This window comes from Vibrio natriegens NBRC 15636 = ATCC 14048 = DSM 759, assembly GCF_035621455.1.
Taxonomy (GTDB): Bacteria; Pseudomonadota; Gammaproteobacteria; order Enterobacterales; family Vibrionaceae; genus Vibrio; species Vibrio natriegens.
This window is the reverse complement of the sequence record NZ_CP141822.1, coordinates 3049139-3068892: the sequence shown is the minus strand read 5'-3', so window position 1 is coordinate 3068892 and position 19754 is coordinate 3049139. Positions and strand designations below refer to the sequence as shown.

21 protein-coding genes are annotated in these 19754 nt (G+C 46.8%); 15 read left to right on the top strand and 6 right to left on the bottom strand.

Features of this window, described 5'->3' with window-relative positions; genetic code table 11:
- Positions 1 to 215 precede the first annotated feature (215 nt).
- A complete protein-coding gene (locus VER99_RS14020; protein WP_020334064.1) occupies positions 216 to 2741 on the top strand; it encodes a class I adenylate cyclase in 2526 nt (841 codons plus the stop codon).
- A gap of 70 nt (positions 2742 to 2811) precedes the next feature.
- On the opposite strand, the gene cyaY is transcribed toward VER99_RS14020, so the two are convergent.
- Complete coding sequence (gene cyaY, locus VER99_RS14015; RefSeq protein WP_014233338.1) at positions 2812 to 3126, bottom strand: iron donor protein CyaY; 315 nt, start codon at positions 3124 to 3126, stop codon at positions 2812 to 2814.
- 74 nt (positions 3127 to 3200) lie between these two features.
- Here cyaY and lptM point away from each other — a divergent pair, with 74 nt between their 5' ends.
- The 6 genes from lptM (at position 3201) to yigB (ending at position 7821) form a co-directional block, all read left to right on the top strand.
- Positions 3201 to 3317, top strand: coding sequence for an LPS translocon maturation chaperone LptM (gene lptM, locus VER99_RS23010; protein WP_014233337.1), 117 nt, complete (start codon positions 3201 to 3203; stop codon positions 3315 to 3317).
- A 61-nt stretch (positions 3318 to 3378) separates the two neighbouring features.
- A complete protein-coding gene (gene lysA / locus VER99_RS14005; RefSeq protein WP_020334062.1) occupies positions 3379 to 4632 on the top strand; it encodes a diaminopimelate decarboxylase in 1254 nt (417 codons plus the stop codon).
- A 10-nt stretch (positions 4633 to 4642) separates the two neighbouring features.
- A complete protein-coding gene (gene dapF, locus VER99_RS14000; protein ID WP_020334060.1) occupies positions 4643 to 5473 on the top strand; it encodes a diaminopimelate epimerase in 831 nt (276 codons plus the stop codon).
- Positions 5467 to 6198 carry a DUF484 family protein gene (locus VER99_RS13995; RefSeq protein ID WP_024372612.1) on the top strand — a complete coding sequence of 244 codons (732 nt, stop codon included), beginning with the start codon at positions 5467 to 5469 and terminating at the stop codon, positions 6196 to 6198. The genes dapF and VER99_RS13995 overlap by 7 nt, the downstream gene beginning before the upstream one ends.
- Entirely contained in the window at positions 6164 to 7096 is a 933-nt protein-coding gene (xerC, locus tag VER99_RS13990; RefSeq protein ID WP_014233333.1) for a tyrosine recombinase XerC, read from the top strand. Before VER99_RS13995 ends, xerC begins: the two co-directional genes overlap by 35 nt.
- 8 nt (positions 7097 to 7104) lie before the next feature.
- Positions 7105 to 7821 carry a 5-amino-6-(5-phospho-D-ribitylamino)uracil phosphatase YigB gene (gene yigB / locus VER99_RS13985; RefSeq protein ID WP_020334058.1) on the top strand — a complete coding sequence of 239 codons (717 nt, stop codon included), beginning with the start codon at positions 7105 to 7107 and terminating at the stop codon, positions 7819 to 7821.
- Positions 7822 to 7913: 92 nt separating this feature from the next.
- Here the strand turns inward: yigB and VER99_RS13980 are convergent, their stop codons facing one another.
- Together VER99_RS13980 and VER99_RS13975 are read right to left on the bottom strand one after the other, a co-directional pair.
- Positions 7914 to 8510, bottom strand: a complete 597-nt coding sequence (locus VER99_RS13980) for a tRNA-uridine aminocarboxypropyltransferase (RefSeq protein ID WP_020334057.1) — start codon at positions 8508 to 8510, stop codon at positions 7914 to 7916.
- Entirely contained in the window at positions 8510 to 10060 is a 1551-nt protein-coding gene (locus VER99_RS13975; protein ID WP_020334056.1) for a COG3650 family protein, read from the bottom strand. Before VER99_RS13975 ends, VER99_RS13980 begins: the two co-directional genes overlap by 1 nt.
- 47 nt (positions 10061 to 10107) lie before the next feature.
- Between VER99_RS13975 and VER99_RS13970 the strand changes: the two genes are divergently transcribed.
- Entirely contained in the window at positions 10108 to 10578 is a 471-nt protein-coding gene (locus tag VER99_RS13970; protein ID WP_014233329.1) for an EVE domain-containing protein, read from the top strand.
- Positions 10579 to 10626: 48 nt separating this feature from the next.
- Here VER99_RS13970 and VER99_RS13965 read toward each other — a convergent pair whose 3' ends face one another.
- Both VER99_RS13965 and VER99_RS13960 read right to left on the bottom strand, forming a co-directional pair.
- Positions 10627 to 11463 carry a Cof-type HAD-IIB family hydrolase gene (locus VER99_RS13965; protein WP_020334055.1) on the bottom strand — a complete coding sequence of 279 codons (837 nt, stop codon included), beginning with the start codon at positions 11461 to 11463 and terminating at the stop codon, positions 10627 to 10629.
- Between the two features lie 280 nt (positions 11464 to 11743).
- Positions 11744 to 12745: an alpha/beta fold hydrolase gene (locus VER99_RS13960; protein WP_020334054.1), complete on the bottom strand. Its 1002-nt coding sequence runs from the start codon at positions 12743 to 12745 to the stop codon at positions 11744 to 11746.
- Between the two features lie 65 nt (positions 12746 to 12810).
- Here VER99_RS13960 and rhtB point away from each other — a divergent pair, with 65 nt between their 5' ends.
- From rhtB to VER99_RS13925, 7 genes are all read left to right on the top strand, one after another.
- Positions 12811 to 13428 carry a homoserine/homoserine lactone efflux protein gene (gene rhtB, locus VER99_RS13955; RefSeq protein ID WP_020334053.1) on the top strand — a complete coding sequence of 206 codons (618 nt, stop codon included), beginning with the start codon at positions 12811 to 12813 and terminating at the stop codon, positions 13426 to 13428.
- Between the two features lie 27 nt (positions 13429 to 13455).
- Positions 13456 to 14679, top strand: a complete 1224-nt coding sequence (locus tag VER99_RS13950; protein ID WP_020334052.1) for an EAL and HDOD domain-containing protein — start codon at positions 13456 to 13458, stop codon at positions 14677 to 14679.
- Between the two features lie 102 nt (positions 14680 to 14781).
- Positions 14782 to 15117 carry a metalloregulator ArsR/SmtB family transcription factor gene (locus VER99_RS13945; protein ID WP_014233324.1) on the top strand — a complete coding sequence of 112 codons (336 nt, stop codon included), beginning with the start codon at positions 14782 to 14784 and terminating at the stop codon, positions 15115 to 15117.
- Between the two features lie 50 nt (positions 15118 to 15167).
- Positions 15168 to 16169 (top strand): ArsJ-associated glyceraldehyde-3-phosphate dehydrogenase, encoded by a 1002-nt coding sequence (locus VER99_RS13940; protein WP_020334051.1) that lies wholly within the window; start codon positions 15168 to 15170, stop codon positions 16167 to 16169.
- 12 nt (positions 16170 to 16181) lie between these two features.
- Positions 16182 to 16676, top strand: a complete 495-nt coding sequence (locus tag VER99_RS13935) for a cyclin-dependent kinase inhibitor 3 family protein (protein WP_020334050.1) — start codon at positions 16182 to 16184, stop codon at positions 16674 to 16676.
- 256 nt (positions 16677 to 16932) lie between these two features.
- A complete protein-coding gene (gene arsJ, locus VER99_RS13930) occupies positions 16933 to 18150 on the top strand; it encodes an organoarsenical effux MFS transporter ArsJ (RefSeq protein WP_020334049.1) in 1218 nt (405 codons plus the stop codon).
- Positions 18151 to 18384: 234 nt separating this feature from the next.
- Complete coding sequence (locus VER99_RS13925; protein WP_020334048.1) at positions 18385 to 19398, top strand: acyltransferase; 1014 nt, start codon at positions 18385 to 18387, stop codon at positions 19396 to 19398.
- An 18-nt stretch (positions 19399 to 19416) separates the two neighbouring features.
- Here the strand turns inward: VER99_RS13925 and VER99_RS13920 are convergent, their stop codons facing one another.
- The gene (locus tag VER99_RS13920) at positions 19417 to 19746 is read right to left on the bottom strand and encodes a DUF2500 domain-containing protein (protein WP_014233319.1); all 330 of its coding nucleotides are present in this window, start codon (positions 19744 to 19746) and stop codon (positions 19417 to 19419) included.
- Positions 19747 to 19754: the final 8 nt, after the last annotated feature.

The window sequence follows — 19754 nt, the reverse complement described above, 5'->3', positions numbered from 1 at the left end:
CAATTAGACTAAGGACTATTATTAGTTTGAGGCGTTTACAAGCGACACTAGCTCGCTGTTAATTTTGTGACTGGGGTATAGTTTTTTCTCTGCAATGAATTAGAGAGCAGAAACTTTACCATACACAATAAAAGTGTTAAATTGATCACGTTTTTAGGCTTTTTGGGCTTAAAATATCATCAGGTATCTTTGATTGTTCAACCAAGGAATTACCCTTGCAGGCTTACACCCAAAAAATAATTCAGCGATTAGATAAATTGAATCAGCAACGTGTTGAACGTGCGCTGGCGCTTATGGATTCGCAAAGCCAGCAAGTTTTTCACTTGATTCCTGTCTTATTGAATTACAACCACCCTGTCATTCCGGGCTACTACGATGCTGACGTCCCAGTTGGTGTCTATGGTCTGGAGCCTAATGACGTTCAACAGCAATTCATCGACGATACACAACTTACCATTGGCGATAAGCTAGAGGATGCAGCGCAACCAGCGATCCTTGGCCTTTACACCATGGGCAGTACTTCATCGATTGGTCAAAGTACATCGAGTGACTTAGACATTTGGGTATGTGTTTCTCCGCAGATGGACTGTGATGAGCGTGAATTACTCACCAACAAGTGTTTATTGATCACTGATTGGGCGCAGACGAAAGGTGTCGAGGCGAACTTCTTCCTGATGGATGAAGAGCGTTTCAGAAGTAACCATTCTGAAGAGATGACTGGTGATAACTGTGGTTCATCACAGCACTTATTGTTACTTGATGAATTCTATCGCAGCGCCGTGCGTATCGCTGGTCAGCGATTGTTGTGGCAAATTGTGCCACCAGAGATGGAAGAGTCTTACGACGAGTACGTTTCTCAACTTTGTCGCGATGGCTACATTGACTGTAAAGAGTGGATCGATTTTGGCAAATTGAACCGAATTCCAGCAGAAGAATACTTTGGCTCGAATTTGTGGCAGTTGTACAAAAGTATCGATTCTCCTTACAAGTCGGTATTAAAAGCCATTTTGCTTGAAGCTTACTCGTGGGAATACCCTCACACTCAACTGTTAAGTATCGATACTAAGCGTCGTTTCTTTGCCCATGAGCCTGATCTCTACGGTATGGACGCGTATTATTTGATGCTGGAAAAAGTCACTCGCTATCTTGAACGTATTCAAGACTACACGCGTTTAGACTTAGTTCGCCGCTGTTTTTACCTTAAAACCCATGAAAAACTCTCTCGTCAGCCGGGTGTTGGCTCTGTTGCTTGGCGTCGTGAAGCCTTGAGCGACATGATTACCCGCTGGGACTGGGATGAAAGCGTGGTGGCAGAACTTGACGACCGCCGTAACTGGAAGGTCGAACAGGTGAAAGTAGTGCATCATGCGCTGTTGGATGCGTTGATGCAGAGTTACCGTAACCTTATCCAGTTTGCGCGTCGTAACGACATCACGTCGGCGATCAGCCCACAAGACATCAGTATTCTGGCTCGTAAGCTTTATGCGGCATTTGAGGTGCTTCCGGGGAAAGTGACGCTGCTGAATCCTCAAATCTCACCAGATTTACATGAGCCGGATTTGAGCTTTATCGAAGTGAAGAATGGTGGTGTGAATAAGTCCGGTTGGTATCTGTACAAACAGCCGCTGGTTGCACACCGTATTCTGGGTCAGCCATACCTTGAACACCATGAATATCTGAGCAAACTGGTTTCGTGGGCATTCTTCAATGGCCTGATCACGGAATCGACTCGTTTGCACGCTGTCGTACGTGAAGCGCAGTTAGATATTGATAAGTTCTACCAAATGGTGAGCGATTTACGTAACACCTTTGCATTGCGTAAGCGCCGTCCGACTATGCAAGCTCTGGCGAGCCCATGTGAAATCAGTCAATTGACGATGTTCATCAACTTTGAAAGTGATCCTACTGAAGAGTTATCCGGTCGTTCGCTCAAAGTAGATGTGAAGAATACTGATATTTTCAGTTTTGGTCCTGAGCATAAAAACTTAGTCGGCAGTGTTGATTTGGTTTACCGCAATTCCTGGCATGAAGTTCGTACTCTGCATTTTAAAGGCGAGACGGCGATGCTTGATGCACTAAAAACCATTTTGGGCAAAATGCACCAGGATGCGCTTCCGCCAGAATCGGTGGATGTGTTCTGTTACGCGAAAAACATGCGCGGTGTGATGCGTAATAAAGTGTATCAGTTGCTGGCTGAGTGTATCGACTTACGTTTGAAGCCTGTCGAACAAGAAAAACGTCGCCGCTTTAAAGCGATGCGTCTTGGCGAGAAAACCTATGGTTTATTCTTCGAGCGCCGCGGCGTATCGGTACAGAAGCTAGAAAACTCCGTCGACTTCTATCGCAGCATCTCAACTAATAAGCTGAAAGGTTCTCCGCTACTAATGCTCGATCGTGAGCAAGAATATCAAATGCCGGATGCGGTGGATGGCTTTGCTAGTGAAGGGTTAGTGCAGTTCTTCTTCGAAGACAGTGAGAAGGGGTTTAACATCTACGTACTTGATGAGTCGAATCAGGTGGAAGTGTATCACCAGTTCAGTGGCTCTAAAGATGAGATGATTGCTTCGGTTAACAGTTTCTATACCTCGGTGAAAGACGATACTCGTGTGGCTTCGAAGTTCATTAACTTTAACTTGCCGCAGTACTATCAGATCATTCATCCCGAAGAAGGTAACGCTTACATCATACCTTACCGTAATGATTGTCCTCCTCATCGTCCCAACAAAGCGGTGAATGCATAACAGCAAATCGAACAAAAATAAAAAGAGCACCGCGGTGCTCTTTTTCTGTATTGGTCAGGACAAAATGAACTTATGCCCAGTCGATCTCTTCACCAGCGTGCTTTTCACACTCTTGCTTGACCATTTCAAACAGTTCCATGCCAGTCTTCGAGCAGGTCCATTTATCTTCGATAAGCTTGAAGTGGAAGCCACCTGATTTTGATGCCAGCCAAATTTCATGCATCGGTTCCTGGCGGTTGATGATGATCTGGCTGCGGTCTTCAAATTCTAATGTCATTACGTTACCAGACACTTCGTAATCAATGTCTGCACCTGAATCATCGATGGATTCTTCAATGATTTGCATCTGTACATCCACCAGTTGATGAAATTCAGTATCGTTCATCCGTCTGTCCTATTGCTTTTCCTGAGTGTGGTGCGATTATAGGGGGCATTGATTCAATAATCACGATATGCCAAATGAAAAAATTAGTTACTGTGTTGTTTGTGATGGCTGCCGCTACGCTGGCAGGGTGTGGACAGTCAGGTTCACTCTACATTCCAGATGACACACAACAAAACGAGCAATCACAATAAATATCCGCACCTTTGGGTGAAATTAGGGTTCTGCAGTCGAATAAAATAAGGGAAGCGAATTTTGGATTACTTCAACTATCAGGATGATGGCCAGCTTTGGGCCGAAGACGTCTCACTTCAAGCTCTGGCCGAGCAATATGGCACTCCTCTTTATGTATACTCTCGAGCCACGCTAGAGCGCCACTGGAAGGCGTTTGATAGTGCAGTGGGTCAACATCCTCATCTGGTTTGTTATGCCGTAAAAGCAAACTCAAACTTAGGCGTACTGAATGCACTGGCTCGTTTGGGTTCAGGCTTTGATATCGTATCTGGTGGTGAACTAGAACGTGTTATTGCTGCCGGTGGTGACGCGAAGAAAGTGGTATTTTCTGGCGTAGGTAAAACCCCAGCAGAAATGAAACGCGCACTGGAACTTGGTATCAAGTGCTTCAACGTTGAATCTGAGCCTGAACTTGAGCGCCTGAATAAAGTGGCAGGCGATCTTGGTGTGATTGCTCCTATTTCACTGCGCATCAACCCCGATGTAGACGCAAAAACTCACCCTTATATTTCGACTGGTCTTCGCGACAACAAATTTGGTATTGCGTTTGATCGTGCACCTGAGGTGTACAAATTCGCCCAAAGCTTGCCGAACCTAAACGTACAGGGTATCGACTGCCATATTGGTTCTCAGTTAACTGATATTGAACCTTTTATCGATGCGACTGATCGCTTGCTTGCTCTGATTGATGATCTGAAAGCGCAAGGCATCAACATTCGTCACTTGGATGTTGGTGGCGGTCTTGGTGTGGTTTACCGTGATGAGCTTCCTCCACAGCCATCTGATTATGCGAAAGCGCTGTTGGGACGTTTGACTAATCACCAAGATCTGGAACTGATTTTTGAACCTGGTCGTGCGATTGCAGCGAATGCGGGCATCTTGCTGACTCGCGTTGAGTTCTTAAAGCACACTGAGCATAAAAACTTTGCCATTATTGATGCAGCAATGAACGACCTGATGCGTCCTGCTCTTTACCAGGCATGGCAAGATATCGTGCCAGTTTCGCCACGCGATGGTGAAGCGCAAACTTACGACTTGGTTGGACCAATTTGTGAAACTGGTGATTTCCTGGGTAAAGATCGCGCGTTGGTTTTACAAGAAGGTGATCTACTCGCGGTTCGTTCTGCTGGCGCCTATGGTTTTGTTATGTCTTCGAATTACAATACTCGTACCCGAGCGGCGGAAGTGATGGTGGACGGTAAGCAAAGCCATCTTGTTCGTCAGCGTGAGGAGCTGACAAGTTTGTGGCAGCTGGAACAGATTCTACCGGAGTAACACAAAGCAAATGCATTTCCACTTTTCCAAAATGCACGGTTTGGGTAACGACTTCATGGTCGTCGACTGCATTACCCAGAACGTGTTTTTCTCGCAAGATTTGATCCGCCGCCTGGCGGATCGACACACTGGTGTTGGTTTTGACCAATTGCTCGTGGTAGAAGCGCCGTATGACCCAGAAACCGACTTCCACTATCGCATATTTAATGCCGATGGCAGCGAAGTTGAGCAGTGCGGAAACGGTGCACGTTGTTTTGCACGCTTTGTTCGCCTTAAAGGTTTGACCAACAAATACAGCATTAGCGTGAGTACCAAGAAAGGGAAAATGATCCTTAACGTCGAAGACGATGGCGAAGTAACGGTCAATATGGGCGTGCCAGAGTTTGAGCCGAACAAGATCCCTTTCAAAGCGAAGCAAAAAGAGAAAACCTACATTATGCGCGCTGGTGACAACACCCTGTTTTGTGGTGCTGTTAGTATGGGCAACCCTCATGTTGTGACGGTCGTGGATGATGTCGATACAGCTGATGTCGATACATTAGGTCCGCTGCTAGAGTCTCACGAGCGTTTCCCTGAGCGAGTGAATGCAGGCTTTATGCAGGTTGTCGATCGCAGCCATATCCGTCTGCGTGTTTATGAGCGCGGTGCGGGCGAAACTCAGGCATGCGGCAGTGGCGCCTGTGGTGCGGTTGCAGTTGGTATTCTACAAGGCTTGCTTGATGAAAATGTCAAAGTGTCGCTACCTGGTGGTGAACTGAATATTTCTTGGCAAGGTCCGGGTAAACCGCTGTTTATGACTGGCCCTGCTACTCATGTCTTTGACGGGCAACTGTCGTGCTAGTGGAAGAGAAAGGAAACGTTTTGTCTGAAGTGGAAGCCGATACGTTGACGGCCGAAGTGGTTGCTGAGTACCTCAAAGATCACCCGGACTTTTTTGTTCAGCGTCCAGAACTGGTAGACCGTTTGTCATTTCCACATGTGGATTTGGGGGCGGTTTCACTGGTTCATATTCAGATGAACCGTCAGCGTCAACGCATCGAAGAGCTCGAAGAAGAGATTACGACACTGATGTCTCTGGCTGCCAATAATGACCGAACTTTTTACGAGTTCATGGATTTGCAAGGACAGATTCTCAAGTGTGGTGATTTCAAGCAGGTGATTCATGCCATTGAGCAGAAAGCGCATGATCTCGGCTTGCGTGCTTACGTTCGTCTGTTTAGTCAATGTGATGCATCTGTTCAACTGGGTAAGGAAAGCTACCAGCGTTTTGCTACGACGCACCTCAATGGCAAAGATGCTTACTTAGGTCGCTTACGCAAAGTCGATCGTGAAGCCTTGTTTGGCAGTTTGGAAATGCCAGAAATGGGGTCTTATGTGGTATTGCCGTTAATCAAGAAACAGACACTGGGTGTTCTTGCATTTTCGAGCCAGGACGGCGGACATTTCCAACCAGATATGGATACCTTGTTCTTGCGTCATCTATCCTTAGTAGTGGCACATCTTGCTCAAACATTGGTATGGCAACGTTACGATGACGACAACTCCAAACACTCCTCTGCCAAATAGTCTGCAAAAGCCTCTTGAACGCTTCTACGAATTTCTGCGAAGTGAAAAGGGGCTAAGTTTGCATACCCAGCGTAATTACAAACAGCAGCTGGAAACCATGGCGCACCACTTAACCGAAATGGGGTTGAAAGACTGGTCTCAGGTTGACGCGGGCTGGGTTCGACAACTGGCAGGTAAAGGCATGCGTGAAGGAATGAAAGCCAGTAGTCTGGCCACTCGTTTATCTTCACTGCGCAGTTTCTTCGATTTTCTTATCCTGCGCGGCGAAATGTCGGCAAACCCAGCCAAAGGTGTTTCCGCACCGCGTAAGCAGCGTCCGCTGCCAAAAAACCTCGATGTCGATGAAGTTAACCAGTTATTGGAAGTGAACGAAGACGACCCGCTAGCGGTTCGCGATCGCGCCATGATGGAGCTGATGTACGGTGCGGGTTTACGATTGGCTGAGTTGGTTAGTGTCGATGTGCGTGACGTGCATTTACGCAGTGGCGAACTTCGTGTCATTGGTAAAGGTGATAAAGAGCGTAAAGTTCCGTTCTCAGGCATGGCGACCGAGTGGGTAGGCAAGTGGCTTAAAGTGCGAGGTAACCTCGCAGATCCCGGAGAACCAGCATTATTTGTGTCCAAGCTTGGTACGCGTATTTCGCATCGTAGTGTGCAAAAGCGTATGGCAGAGTGGGGACAAAAACAATCGGTAGCGAGCCACATCAGCCCACACAAGTTACGTCACTCATTTGCGACCCATATGCTGGAATCAAGTAACAACTTACGTGCGGTCCAAGAGCTGTTAGGTCACGAAAATATTTCGACCACGCAGATCTACACCCATTTGGATTTCCAACATTTGGCGCAAGCCTACGATCAAGCACATCCACGAGCACGTAAAAAGAGCGGGGACTGAACCAGAGCATGAAATTTTACCGCCGTATTGCGCCAATTAAGGCGATGACGTTTGACCTTGATGACACTCTCTATGACAACTATCCGGTCATAGTACGCATGGAGCGTGAGCTTTTGACTTGGCTCCAACAAGCACATCCTGCGGTCGCCCATATGGAAAAACCGGACTGGGTCAAAGTGAAAAAGCAGGTTTTGCAGCAGGATCCAGAATTAAAAAGTGACGTGACGCTTTGGCGCTTGGTGCAGCTGAAGCAGGGCTTTCTCGATGCTGGTTATCATGAAGAGCAAGCGCAAACTGCGGCGGAAAAAGGCGTGCAAGTCGCCCTTGATTGGCGTAATCGTTTCAAGGTTCCGCAACTGAGCCTTAACGTACTCGCGCAGCTTGGTGAGCAAATTCCTTTGGTTGCCATCACTAATGGTAATGTTGACTTAGATAAAGTCGGTCTGACCCCCTATTTTAAAAGTGTGCTGAAAGCGGGACCGGATGGATTAGCCAAACCAGCCGGAGACATGTTTGCTAAAGCGCAACAGATTTTAGATCTGCCAGCAGAGAATATTTTGCACGTCGGTGACCATATCGTAACGGATGTTCACGGAGCTAAACTGGCTGGTTTTGCGGCTTGTTGGTTTAACGACGTAAACAAGAATATCGCGCAATTACCTAGAGCCAGAACGTTGCCGGATATGGAAATTCATAGCTTACCGCCGTTACTCTCACTGATTTGATGTGGCAGAGACTCAGAGTTTAAATTGTTTCACGTGAAACACGTCTAATAAAGCGCAGCCAAGGCTGCGCTTTTTTGTTGTTACTTTCTGCGCTAGTGCTTAAGCGCATGGCCGCTTTTTTCTGCCTGAAAGGCGGCAAGGTAGTGCGTAAAGAAGCGTTGCATCTGCTGTTGGTTATCTACTTCCCCTAATTGCCCTAACAATTGCGCCGCGACTTCAAACGTACATAGGTTGCCTTGTTGCTGGTTGCGACGCAGCTGATATTGAGAATCGCCCTGGGTTACAAGCCCCATCAATGGCACGTTCTCCAGCCAGCGACTTTTATTGATCATTTTGCGCGCCTCTTGCCAGGTTGCATCCAAAATAATAAACAAAGGCTTTCGGCTTTGTTTCTGGCTCTGCTCTGCCACTTGTTCGAGAGTCAGGCTTTCATCGCTGGGAAACAGTAACACCGGGTACAGGCTTGAATCTTCTAGGTGAGCGATCAACTCACCAGGTGGTTGCTTGCGATCCCAAATGGCTTGCTTCACATTCAGTTTGCATTGCAGCAGCAGTTTACCTGTGTTGGTTTCTCGCGCCAGTTCATTGGGGTGCATCAATAGCATGATGCTGTGCTCGCTGCTGAGGTTAGGCAGCAGTGAGCAAATGCAGTTGAACTGAAAACCACAGTCAGGGCATGGTAGTGCCATTACAAGCGAACTCCTTCGCGGACTGGGCTAATACCATCCGAGAACAGGCGCACACCACTCACTTGTGTTGACGTTGCCTTTGGCGCCATGCTCGGATTGATTGGGTAGCTGACGCCAGTGTATTGCATGACGTGTTGAGCCGGTGTTGCACCACCTCCACTGACATTAAAAACCAGGTCTCGCCAGCCGTGTGAGGTTTGCTGGCCCAGCATTATCGGGCTATGTACTAGAGTGATACGGCTGTTAAAACGCCACTCACTTTGATGATTTTCAAACACGAGTAAGGTACAGCCGCCTGAACCACACCAATCTAGCTGTACGAACAGTTCTTCGTTTCCATCACCATTCAGATCGTAAGTCAGCCAGCGGTATTGGTTATTGCTAGGATTGGTTTGATTGATAAAAAAGTAATTCCGCACCGCTGCATCGACTTTGGAGTTGAAGTCGGCACTAGAGGGAATATCTGCGCTGCTGATAGGACTGTTAGCTCGCTCTTGGGAGGAGGTCTTCGTTCCTGATTGACGTACTGTTGCCGGATACAACACCAAGCCGCCATCAGCAATTGGGTAAACCATAGTGCCAACTTTTTCTTGCGTGGCTTTAAGCTGGTTTCCTTCGCGGATGAAAAGTCGCTCTGACTGTAAACGCTGTTGCTGGTGGTGGGTCATTACGACCTGAATCTGTGACGGACTTAACTGCTGCCAGTAACCACGTTCAATCAGTGGCGCTTGACCGTCAGAGTAACTGTATTGGGTTGTCGCACTGTGATCTGGTTTTAAAGTCATCTGTACTTCAAACCCTTGTGATTGCGTTGACGTTGCGACGTAAGTGTTTGCCCATTCGAGTGTCGAGTCGACATTCGATGCCATGCCACAGCCCTGATATGTTGTACCGTCGTGTTTAAGCGTCGCTGTCCAGCCATAGATGGAATCACTCATGGTGTCAGAACAAAGGTTTTCCGTCATGCGCAGTTCGCCATCCGCAAGTTGATAAGTGCGTTGACGTGCTTGTAGCTGTCTGGATTCAATGGTTATAGATTGTGCCGGTTTACCCGGTTGCTGAAATTGCAGTGCGTCCGACTCAAAACTTGCTGACCAGAATGGCTCATTACCAAATACGCGAGTGGGTTTACTTGGCTGACTGCAGCGCTGCGGGTTTTCACTGGTGAGGAGGTTAACCTGTTCAACGACAAAGTTGGCGTCGAAATCGGCAGAGAAGCCTTCATTGCCTGGAGGATTCAGGTGGCCAATCATTTCCCCATACATGGGTTGATAAGGCTCGTTACTCAACGACATGGCGCGTTGAGCTTGTTGTGGTGACAGTTGCAGCCAGTATTGTTTGTCACTGCCACAAGGCATGATGTACTGACTTTCGTGGCCAATGACCACTTCACCACGCAGCATAAATGTTTGAGGTTGAATGGTTTCAGGCTTATCTAGTGATGCTGGTGGGGTGGTTATTTCCTCGTTACCATTTTCTGGCAGTTGCGAGCTACATGCTTGCAGAACCAGCAGAGTGGCCAGGGCCACTGGGTTTTTCAAAGCCTTCATGTTATATCTTCCTCATTATTGTTACTCAATCAGCATCGGATGGCATTATGGCATATTGGTTATTTAAAACTGAACCAGATACCTTTTCTATTGACACGCTTCGAACCCAAAAGGTTTCATGTTGGGAGGGCGTTCGTAATTATCAGGCGCGTAACATGATGCGTGATCAGCTGAAATTGGGCGATTTGGTTCTGATTTATCACTCTTCGTGTAAAAACGTTGGTGTCGCAGGAATTGCCAAAGTCGTACGCGAGGCGTATCCAGACCATTTTCAGTTCGATCCAGAAAGCGATTATTACGACCCGAAATCGGATCCGGACAATCCTCGCTGGATAATGGTTGATGTAGAGTTTGTGCGTAAAACGGACCGCGTGATTCCGTTGTCAGTGATGAAAGCGATGCCTGAGCTGGAGAACATGCCTTTGGTCAAACGCGGAAATCGTTTATCGATCATGCCAGTGGCAGAGGAAGAGTGGGAAGCGATTCTTGGCCGAGAGAAGCTGCCCAGCCAGCGTTAGACTAGATAAAAACAAGGGCTGATTTATACAGCCCTTGTGAAGATTTTCTTATTGCTCGTCTTGCAGCAAATGCTTTTGCAGATAGCGTGCAACCGCATCGTCAGCGTTACTGCCAATCACTTCGTTGTTTGGTAGCGCTTTCATTACTTTTTCGTGCGCAGTCCCCATAATCAGCCCTTTACCTGCCATTGACAGCATTTCTACGTCATTCATGCCGTCACCAAATGCAAGGCAGTTTTTCAGTTCTAGATCGAGTGACTCCGCGATGGCTTGCAGAGCATGACCTTTAGAGACTTCTCCGTTCATGACTTCCAGACACCAAGGCGTTGAGAAGGCGATATTTAGCTTGTCTCCAAACTTGTCACGTAACTGAGTTTCGAACGCGACCAGACGTTCATGATCTTTGTCTGCATGGGTAAAGAAGATTTTCGCGATGCCGTCAGTTGGTGCCTGATTTTCATCGAACAGCTTGTAAGTAAACTCTTCATGGAATTCACGCAGCGTTTCATCGTCTTTGTTTAGCAACCAGTCGTCATTCTGATACATGTGGATAAGTATTTCATGATCGTGCTTGATCGTGTCGATCACACCTTGAACGAGCTCCTGTGGGACGTTTTCGCTGTACATCAGCTTATCGTTTTGATCATGCACGCGCGCACCGTTTGAGGTGATCATGTAAGCCGGAATTCCAACCTGAGAGCGAATACCAGCGACGTCTACGTGGTGACGACCTGTAGCAAAGACAAAGGTGTAGCCCATTTCATGTAGTGTTCGCATCGTCATTTTTGAGTAAGCGCTGAGTTGATGATTGGGCGCAAGTAAAGTGCCATCCAGATCTGAGGCAACGATTTTAGTGATCTCTTTGCAAGGTAGCGATGTGCTCATGAAGTCCTCGTAAACGGTTTGGATAGTGTCGATTAAGTAGAGTGCAGACGGAGCCCTGCAGACTGACTAGATCATGCGGCTCCGAATGCTAGGGGGAACTTAAGGTGCTATTCACCTTTCGGGGTTACATCTCGGTTGAAAGCTGAACAAGCCTAATCAGTGTACGTTAAAATAGGGATGAAAAAGAGGGTAAATCGCGTTGCATACATTTCCTCTTTAAATTGCTCAGAGAATAGGGGCGTATAAAGTCCACTTCGCGTGTCTGGCGGCGGACTGTTTTTTATGAAACGGAAGAAGGCTTAGGCTGTTTCATAAAACGGAAAATCGCATCCAGAGCCTGATTACGGTATTTATCGGCTTCGAACAAAATTTCATGATGAGCTCCTTCTACGGATACCAGCTCGGCATTCGGGTTGGTTTTACTCAGTTTATCGATGAAACGTTTCTGAGCCAGATTACTGACAATACGGTCTTCTCCGGCTTGAATAAGCAACACGGGTATTTTTACCTGACGTGTTAATAAAAAGCATTGTTTGGCTGCCATCAGCCCTTGCCATACCCAGCGGGTACTTGGTCCACCAACTTGTAGCTCCGGCATGTCTGAATAAAGTCCACGAAACCAACGATAGCGATCATGGCTCTGGCTGAGGAGATTATTCTCAAACGGTTTGGGGAAGTACGGCTGATGACCAGGCGCATAACGTGGCAGCGTTGATACTGCTGAAAGAATTTGTGTCACCGGCAGGGCAATCGGAGATAAGTACCACGGCAGGTTAATCCCGAACATTGGAGCACTTAAAATCAACCCAGTAAAATGATGCTGCGGGTGAGTTTGAAGATAACGAGTGGCGATGGCTCCCCCCATGGAGTGCGCGACGATAAAACACTGGTCATAGTGGCCGAGATCGTGCTTTTTTATCACTATGTCCATATCTTCAACATAGTCTGCAAAGTCATAGACGTGACCCATGTCCGAGTCTTCTAGTAGCCGGTCGGATAATCCTTGCCCACGGTGGTCAAATGAGTAAACGTCGTAACCTTGGCGGTAGAAATCATAAAACAGTTCTTGGTATTTCCAGGAAGACTCGATTCGTCCATTAACAACCAGCACCGCTTTTTTGTGTTCAGGGTGGGTGAGTTTGCACCAGTAGATCTTCTTTTTTTCTGTCCCTTTCACAAAGCCTTCTTGGCGACTTTGCCAGAGTTCAGCGATCGGACCACCTATCGCTTGCTCAAATAAGTTCTCTTGAGTATAAGTCGTAGGGGAATGGTGAGTAGCCATTAGTCGATTACCTGAAAATACATTGTAGACGCGATGTATCATCGAAGAATTAGTGAGGAAATGCAATGGATACCCATGTTTGGTTTGCCTATTTGGTCACAGCAATTGTTTTTAGCCTTGCTCCGGGTTCAGGTACCGTAAACTCGATCAGTAATGGTCTGAGCTATGGTACACGTAAGTCACTTGGCGCGATTATGGGTTTGCAAATTGGTTTAGCGATTCATATTGCTATGGTGGGTGCTGGTATTGGTGCGCTGGTGGCGCAATCGGCCACGGCGTTTGCGGTTATCAAATGGGTTGGAGCGGCTTATCTTGTCTGGCTTGGTTTTCAGAAGTGGCGCGATACGTCTGGTTTGGTGGCGGCAGAGAGTCAAAAAGAGATGTCAGCAACAGCGCTGATGTATAAAGCGATCCTCATTAATTTAACCAATCCAAAATCGATTGTTTTTCTCGTGGCTTTGTTCCCGCAGTTTATTGATCCGGCAAAAGACCAGCTAACTCAGTTATTGGTACTCGGGGTAACAACAGTTGCGGTGGATTCATTTGTGATGCTTGGTTACACGTCGCTGGCATCAAAGATGGGCCGTTTTATTCGCTCAGATAAAATTATGGCGAACATAAATAAAGTCTTTGGTTCCATGTTTATGGGATGTGGTGCACTATTAGCAGCGGCAAAATCATAAGTCGCTAATTATTAGGTTGTTTTTAGTATGAATACCACGTATGTCGCTCGCCAGCCTATCTTTAATCGTAAAAGACAAACGCTTGGCTACGAACTGCTGTTTCGGGATGGGGAGCGCAATGTTTTCCCTTCTCATATTGATGCAGACCGGGCGACATACCGATTAGTTGTCGAAAACTTCTTATCTGTTGGCTTAAATCCGGTGATTACATCATCACGATGTTTCATCAACTTCCCTCATCAGAGTTTACTGCGCCGTTTACCGCACAGCTTGCCGAAACATAAAATCGTCGTCGAAGTACTAGAAACTTGTCAGCCTACTGATGAGCTATTTGAAGCGATTCGAGAGCTTTATCGAGAGGGCTACCTGATCGCATTGGACGACTTCACCCTCACTCCAGAATGGAAACGTTTCTTGCCTTACGCACACATTGTAAAGCTGGACATTATGGCAATGGGGTTAGAGGCCGCGTGTGAATTGGTTAAAACGCAGCTAGCGCAACGAGTTAAATACCATTTTCTTGCTGAGCGGGTAGAGACAGAGGAAGAGTTTAATCAGGCAAAAGCAGCCGGTTTCAAATTCTTCCAGGGTTACTTTTTCAGTAAGCCTCTGGTGTCTCAAACCCATTATGTCAGCCCAGAGCAGGTTGTGGCACTGCAGCTATTTCGTGAAGTGTGTGTGCCAGAACCAAATTTTCAGCGTATTGAAGACCTGATAACGCAAGATGTGGCGCTGTCGTACAAACTACTGCGCTTTGTGAACATGCAGGCGACCAAGCTGGAAGTAGAAATCCGTTCGTTTCGTCAGGCTCTGATTTACCTTGGGCAGGATAATCTAAAGCAGTTCGTCTCACTTGTCGTGGCGTCTTATATTTCGACTAACAAACCACGTGAACTGTTTAACCTCTCACTTCAACGAGCTCAATTTTGTCAGTTGATGTCTCGTCACCAGCCATTCTCTCATTTGAACGAGCAAGGTTTTATGGTCGGCTTGTTGTCGATTCTAGATGCCATACTGGACCTGTCTACTGAATCCTTAATCAAGCAATTACCGCTCAGTGAGTCTGTTCAACAAGCGTTGCTGCATCGAAAAGGGGAATATGGAGCGCTTATTTCTCTGGAAGAATGCTACGAACGCGCTGACTGGCTTGGAGTGGAAAAATTTTCTAATCAGCTGGGTCTTTGTTTTGAGCAGGTACAGGCCTCTTTGGGTGAAGCGGTTCGTTGGAGCCAAAGCGTCGCTAACGCCTAGTTTTTCCATTATTAAACTTTTGTGACGTTAAGTGCTGAGTGCTTGACGCTGTCGTGGTTTTAAATAAACATATACGCATATCCATATATAGGTATGTTTACTATGCTTCCACATCAGTTTTTCAAACTTTTATCTGACGAGACTCGCGTGCGTTGTTTAATGCTGGTGGCTCGTGAAGGAGAAGTTTGTGTGGGCGATTTAGCGTTTGCACTTCAAGAGAGCCAACCGAAAGTTTCTCGTCATCTTGCCCAGTTACGATCCAATGGCATCTTAGTTGATAAGCGTCAGGGACAATGGGTGTTTTACCAGTTGTCACAAGAGTTGCCAGGTTGGATGAGAAAAGTGATTAACGATTTAGTGGCATCGAACTGTTTGAAGCAAGAGTACCAGCAAGATATTTCGCGCCTGCACGATAAAAATCGTGAGGCCTGCTGCTAACAGCACACAACGGATAAATATTTCAACGCAGAAGATTTGAAGGGAAAATTATGACGATTAAAGTAGGAATTAACGGTTTTGGCCGAATTGGCCGTTTGGCATTGCGTGCGGCGTTTGACTGGCCTGAATTGGAATTTGTTCAGATTAATGATGTCGCTGGTGATGCGGCAACGCTAGGGCATTTGCTGGAGTTCGATTCGGTTCAGGGGCGTTGGCACCATGAAGTTCAGGTCGAAGGCAACGAACTGATCATTGATGGTAAGTGTATCGTCACTACCCAGCAGCGAGACATAGATGCCGTTAATTGGTCAGGCTGTGATGTTGTGATTGAAGCAACTGGCGTACATCGCAAAACGTCGTACTTAGATCAATACCTTGACCAAGGTGTTAAGCGAGTTGTCGTCAGTGCGCCAGTGAAAGAAGAAGGTATTGCCAACATCGTTGTGGGTGTGAACGACCATATCTTTGACCCGGAAAAACACCGTATCGTGACCGCGGCATCTTGTACTACCAACTGTATTGCGCCAGTGGTGAAAGTGATTCATGAGAAACTTGGTATCGAGCAATCTTCCTTCACAACCATTCACGATTTGACCAACACACAGACTATTCTGGATGCGCCACACAAAGACCTTCGTCGTGCTCGTGCTTGTGGCATGAGTCTTATCCCAACCACGACAGGCAGTGCGACGGCGATTGTGGAAATTTTCCCTGACCTGAAAGGCAAAATTAACGGCCATGCCGTACGTGTTCCTTTAGCCAATGCATCTCTGACTGACATCATCTTCGATGTTAAGCGTGATACCACAGCAGAAGAAGTGAATGCGTTACTGAAAGAAGCGTCTGAAGGCGAATTGAAAGGTATTCTTGGTTTTGAAGAGCGCCCATTGGTATCGATTGATTACAAAGGCGACCAGCGTTCTACTATCGTCGACGCACAATCAACCATGGTCGTGGGCTCACGCATGGTGAAGATTTACGCGTGGTACGACAATGAAATGGGTTACGCAACACGTACAGCAGAGCTGGTACGTAACGTTGGTCTGGCTTAAAGAGGTTTAACTATGTCTCATCCTACATGGCAATTAGCGCTAGAGTCGGGCGCATTGGTATTAACACCGTGTCCGGGTACTAAAGATGTTGCGCTACAAGCATCACTTGAGCAGTTGAAAGAGCAGGGAGTTCAAGCCGTCGTTACCGCATTGGATAACACTGAACTGGCAGCTAAAAATGTCTCTGAGTTGGGTGAAATCACTCAGCAACTGGGTATGAAATGGTTCCAGGTCGAGATAGAAGACGATTGTGCACCAGATGATGCGTTTGCGACGAAATGGCAGCACGCGAGTCCTGAGCTACACGCCATTCTTGCCGAGGGCGGTAAAGTTGCTATGCACTGTATGGGCGGCTCCGGCCGGACTGGTCTTTTGGCTGCGCACTTACTGCTTGAGAAAGAGTGGGCGCTCGACGATATCGTGCGTGAAGTGCAGGCTTTGCGCCCTGGCGCATTTACGAAACCCGTGCAGGTAGAGTACATCGAGCGCGTAGCACAGAGTGCTTGATCAGCTTATAGAGCTTTTGGAACATCATGATCCAAAAGCTCTAGTTCAGTCAGCTTAGCGTCTATTTTGAATACATAAATTAAATTTAAATTACTGTTATATAGCTGATTTAAATAATCTTTTTGTTTTTATCCTGAAAGATTATTGAGCTTGCACGTTTGTACCAATACCGATAGAAACTTATTGGTGTTCAGGTTTTACAGTATTTGGCACATCATGATCCAAATGCTTTTATTGCTGTACATCTGAGGTCAAAATGATTTCACAACTAAGCAAAAGCATTCGTCAGTACATGTTAGTGACGTTCAATTATTGGAACTTTACGGTTACCGATGGTGCGTTACGCATGCTGGTGGTGCTTTACTTTCATGACTTGGGTTACTCAACCCTGGCGATTGCGTCACTGTTCCTTTTCTATGAATTTTTTGGCGTGGTCACCAACCTGATTGGTGGTTGGTTAGGGGCGAGACTTGGCCTGAACAAAACCATGAATATTGGTTTAGCAATGCAAGTTTTTGCGTTATTGATGCTTGCTGTGCCAAATGCTTGGCTGACTATCCCTTGGGTGATGGCGGCACAGGCACTGTCAGGTATTGCTAAAGACCTCAACAAAATGAGTGCGAAGAGTGCCATTAAAACCTTAGTCCCCGATGAACAACAAGGTGCGTTGTACAAATGGGTGGCTATTTTGACTGGCTCGAAGAATGCGCTCAAAGGTGCGGGATTCTTTATTGGTGGCTTATTGCTGTCTTGGGTGGGTTTCCAACATTCCATGTTCATTATGGCTGCCGTTCTGGCCGTAGTGTTTGTTTGTAGCATGATCTGGCTGGAAGCCGATATGGGCAAAGCGAAAAGCAAACCCAAGTTTCGCCATATTTTCTCTAAATCAGAATCAGTGAATATCCTGTCAGCAGCGCGTATGTTCCTGTTCGGAGCCCGTGATGTTTGGTTTGTGGTTGCTCTGCCAGTCTACCTCGGCAGCGTTTTTGGCTGGGATCACTTGTGGGTCGGTGGCTTCTTAGCGGCCTGGGTGATTGCGTATGGCTTTGTTCAAGGCTTTGCACCACGTATTACGGGTAAAGCTCAAGGTCGCGTACCTGATGGTAGTGCCGCACTTGTATGGGCGGGCATATTAGCTCTGATTACAGGAGGAATTGCCTACGGAGTACAAGTCGGTTGGCAACCAGAAATTGTTATTGTGGCTGGGCTAATGATTTTTGGCGCGGTATTCGCGATTAACTCTTCGCTTCATTCATATTTGATTGTCAGCTATGCCAAAGGCGATGGCGTGTCGCTGGATGTCGGCTTTTACTACATGGCCAATGCGATGGGCCGTTTGATAGGGACCGTTCTGTCGGGCTGGATTTATCAGGAAGCCGGATTAGCCGCTTGTCTGTGGGTCTCGTTTGCTTTCCTTGCTTTGACCACTCTGATTTCAATCAAGTTGCCCAAAGCCAAGACAGTGACGGCTTAAGCGTACGCATTTACATTTATCGGGCTCCTCTATGGAGCCCTTTTTTGTATCGATATGGTTCGTTCTATTCTTGTGTTCTGGTTTTCGCCTTGGTTCTGGCTCTCTACGGGCAAAAATAGGCTGTTTTGTCGCACTGCGTTAAAAATAAGCAAAAACAGTTTGTTAAGCATTCCCCTGACTGGAAATTACCCTATGCTATAAACAAACGATAAGCGACTCAGTTTAGGAAGAAGTATGAGAGAAAGGGTTCTGTTTTTTGATCTATTGCGCTGTGTGGCGGCAGTAGCTGTGATCGCTATTCACGTCTTAGCGCCATATCGAAATGAATTAGGGGTCATTCCTTTCGATCAGTGGCTTACGGCCGTGGGAGTCAATAGTGTAACCCGTTGGGCGGTGCCAGTTTTCATCCTGATCACAGGCGCATTAATGCTCACAGACACTCGACCATTTGATGGAAAATATTATTTGAGAAGGCGCTTGGGCAAGGTGTTGGTGCCTTTTCTTTTATGGTCGGTTTTCTATGCTTACTTGTCCGGATGGACGGCTGAGGGATTTAACTTTGAAACGGTTAAAGAGGTATTAAGTAACAGTGTCCACCATGAAACCTATTACCACTTAGGTTTTTTCTATTACTTTATTCCGCTCTATTTCGTGATTCCTCTGTTTCAGTGGATGGTACGGAATGTCGACGACAACGTTTTATATACTTACCTGGCATTCTGGTTGTTCACCAGTACCTTATTCCTTTTTAAGGTAGACGGTCCTTGGAGTAATCAGTTATGGCTCTATATGGGCTATTTACCACTGGGTTACGTGTTGTACCAAAAGCTGCCTTTGAACCGCTCGAACGTTACTCTGTTTACTGGCTTGGGACTAGTCGCATTGGCGGTTACCTTTACGATGGTTGTGACCAACAGTCTGGAAGCGGAGAAATACACAGTAGGGCGCTGGCTGTCATACAAAACTCTGAATGTGATTCTGGCCGCGTCGATGATTTTTATGTTGGCACGCTATTTTGGCGAAGGACTATCGCCTAAGGTACAAAAAGTGGTGAGCTTTATCAGCCAGCACAGTTTAGGTATCTATTTACTGCATCCAATCTTTTTGTGGCCGATGAAGGAGTTTGGCTGGTATGAAGGGCATCCGGCGTGGGTGATCCCAGTGTGGATAATATTAAGCGGCGCTGGAGCCTTGGCGATGAGTTATCTCTTCTCTCGTTCGGCCAAGACTCGCTGGCTACTGCCTTAATTGATACCAATCGTAGTATTACTGCTTCAGGGCGAAATGGAGAAACTTATCGCCCTGGTAGGTAAGTTTGCCTTTGTCGCCCGGATTGAGCGCATGGTAATAGTGGACACCAATCTGGAACTCGCGTTTAGGGCCGATAGGGCCTCTCTGCACGTAAATCCAATACTCTTGATCATCTTCTCCCGGCTCTGCATCCGGAATATCGATGGCCTGTTTATCTAAAATGGTCACTTGGACGCATTGCTCAGGGGCATCTTCACCAACATAGTGTTTGCTGTAAAAGCGAAAGAAAACCCAGGCTCCTAGCGCTATCAGAGCAAAAAGAGCCAAAATAAGTGGAATTGGCATGATGATCT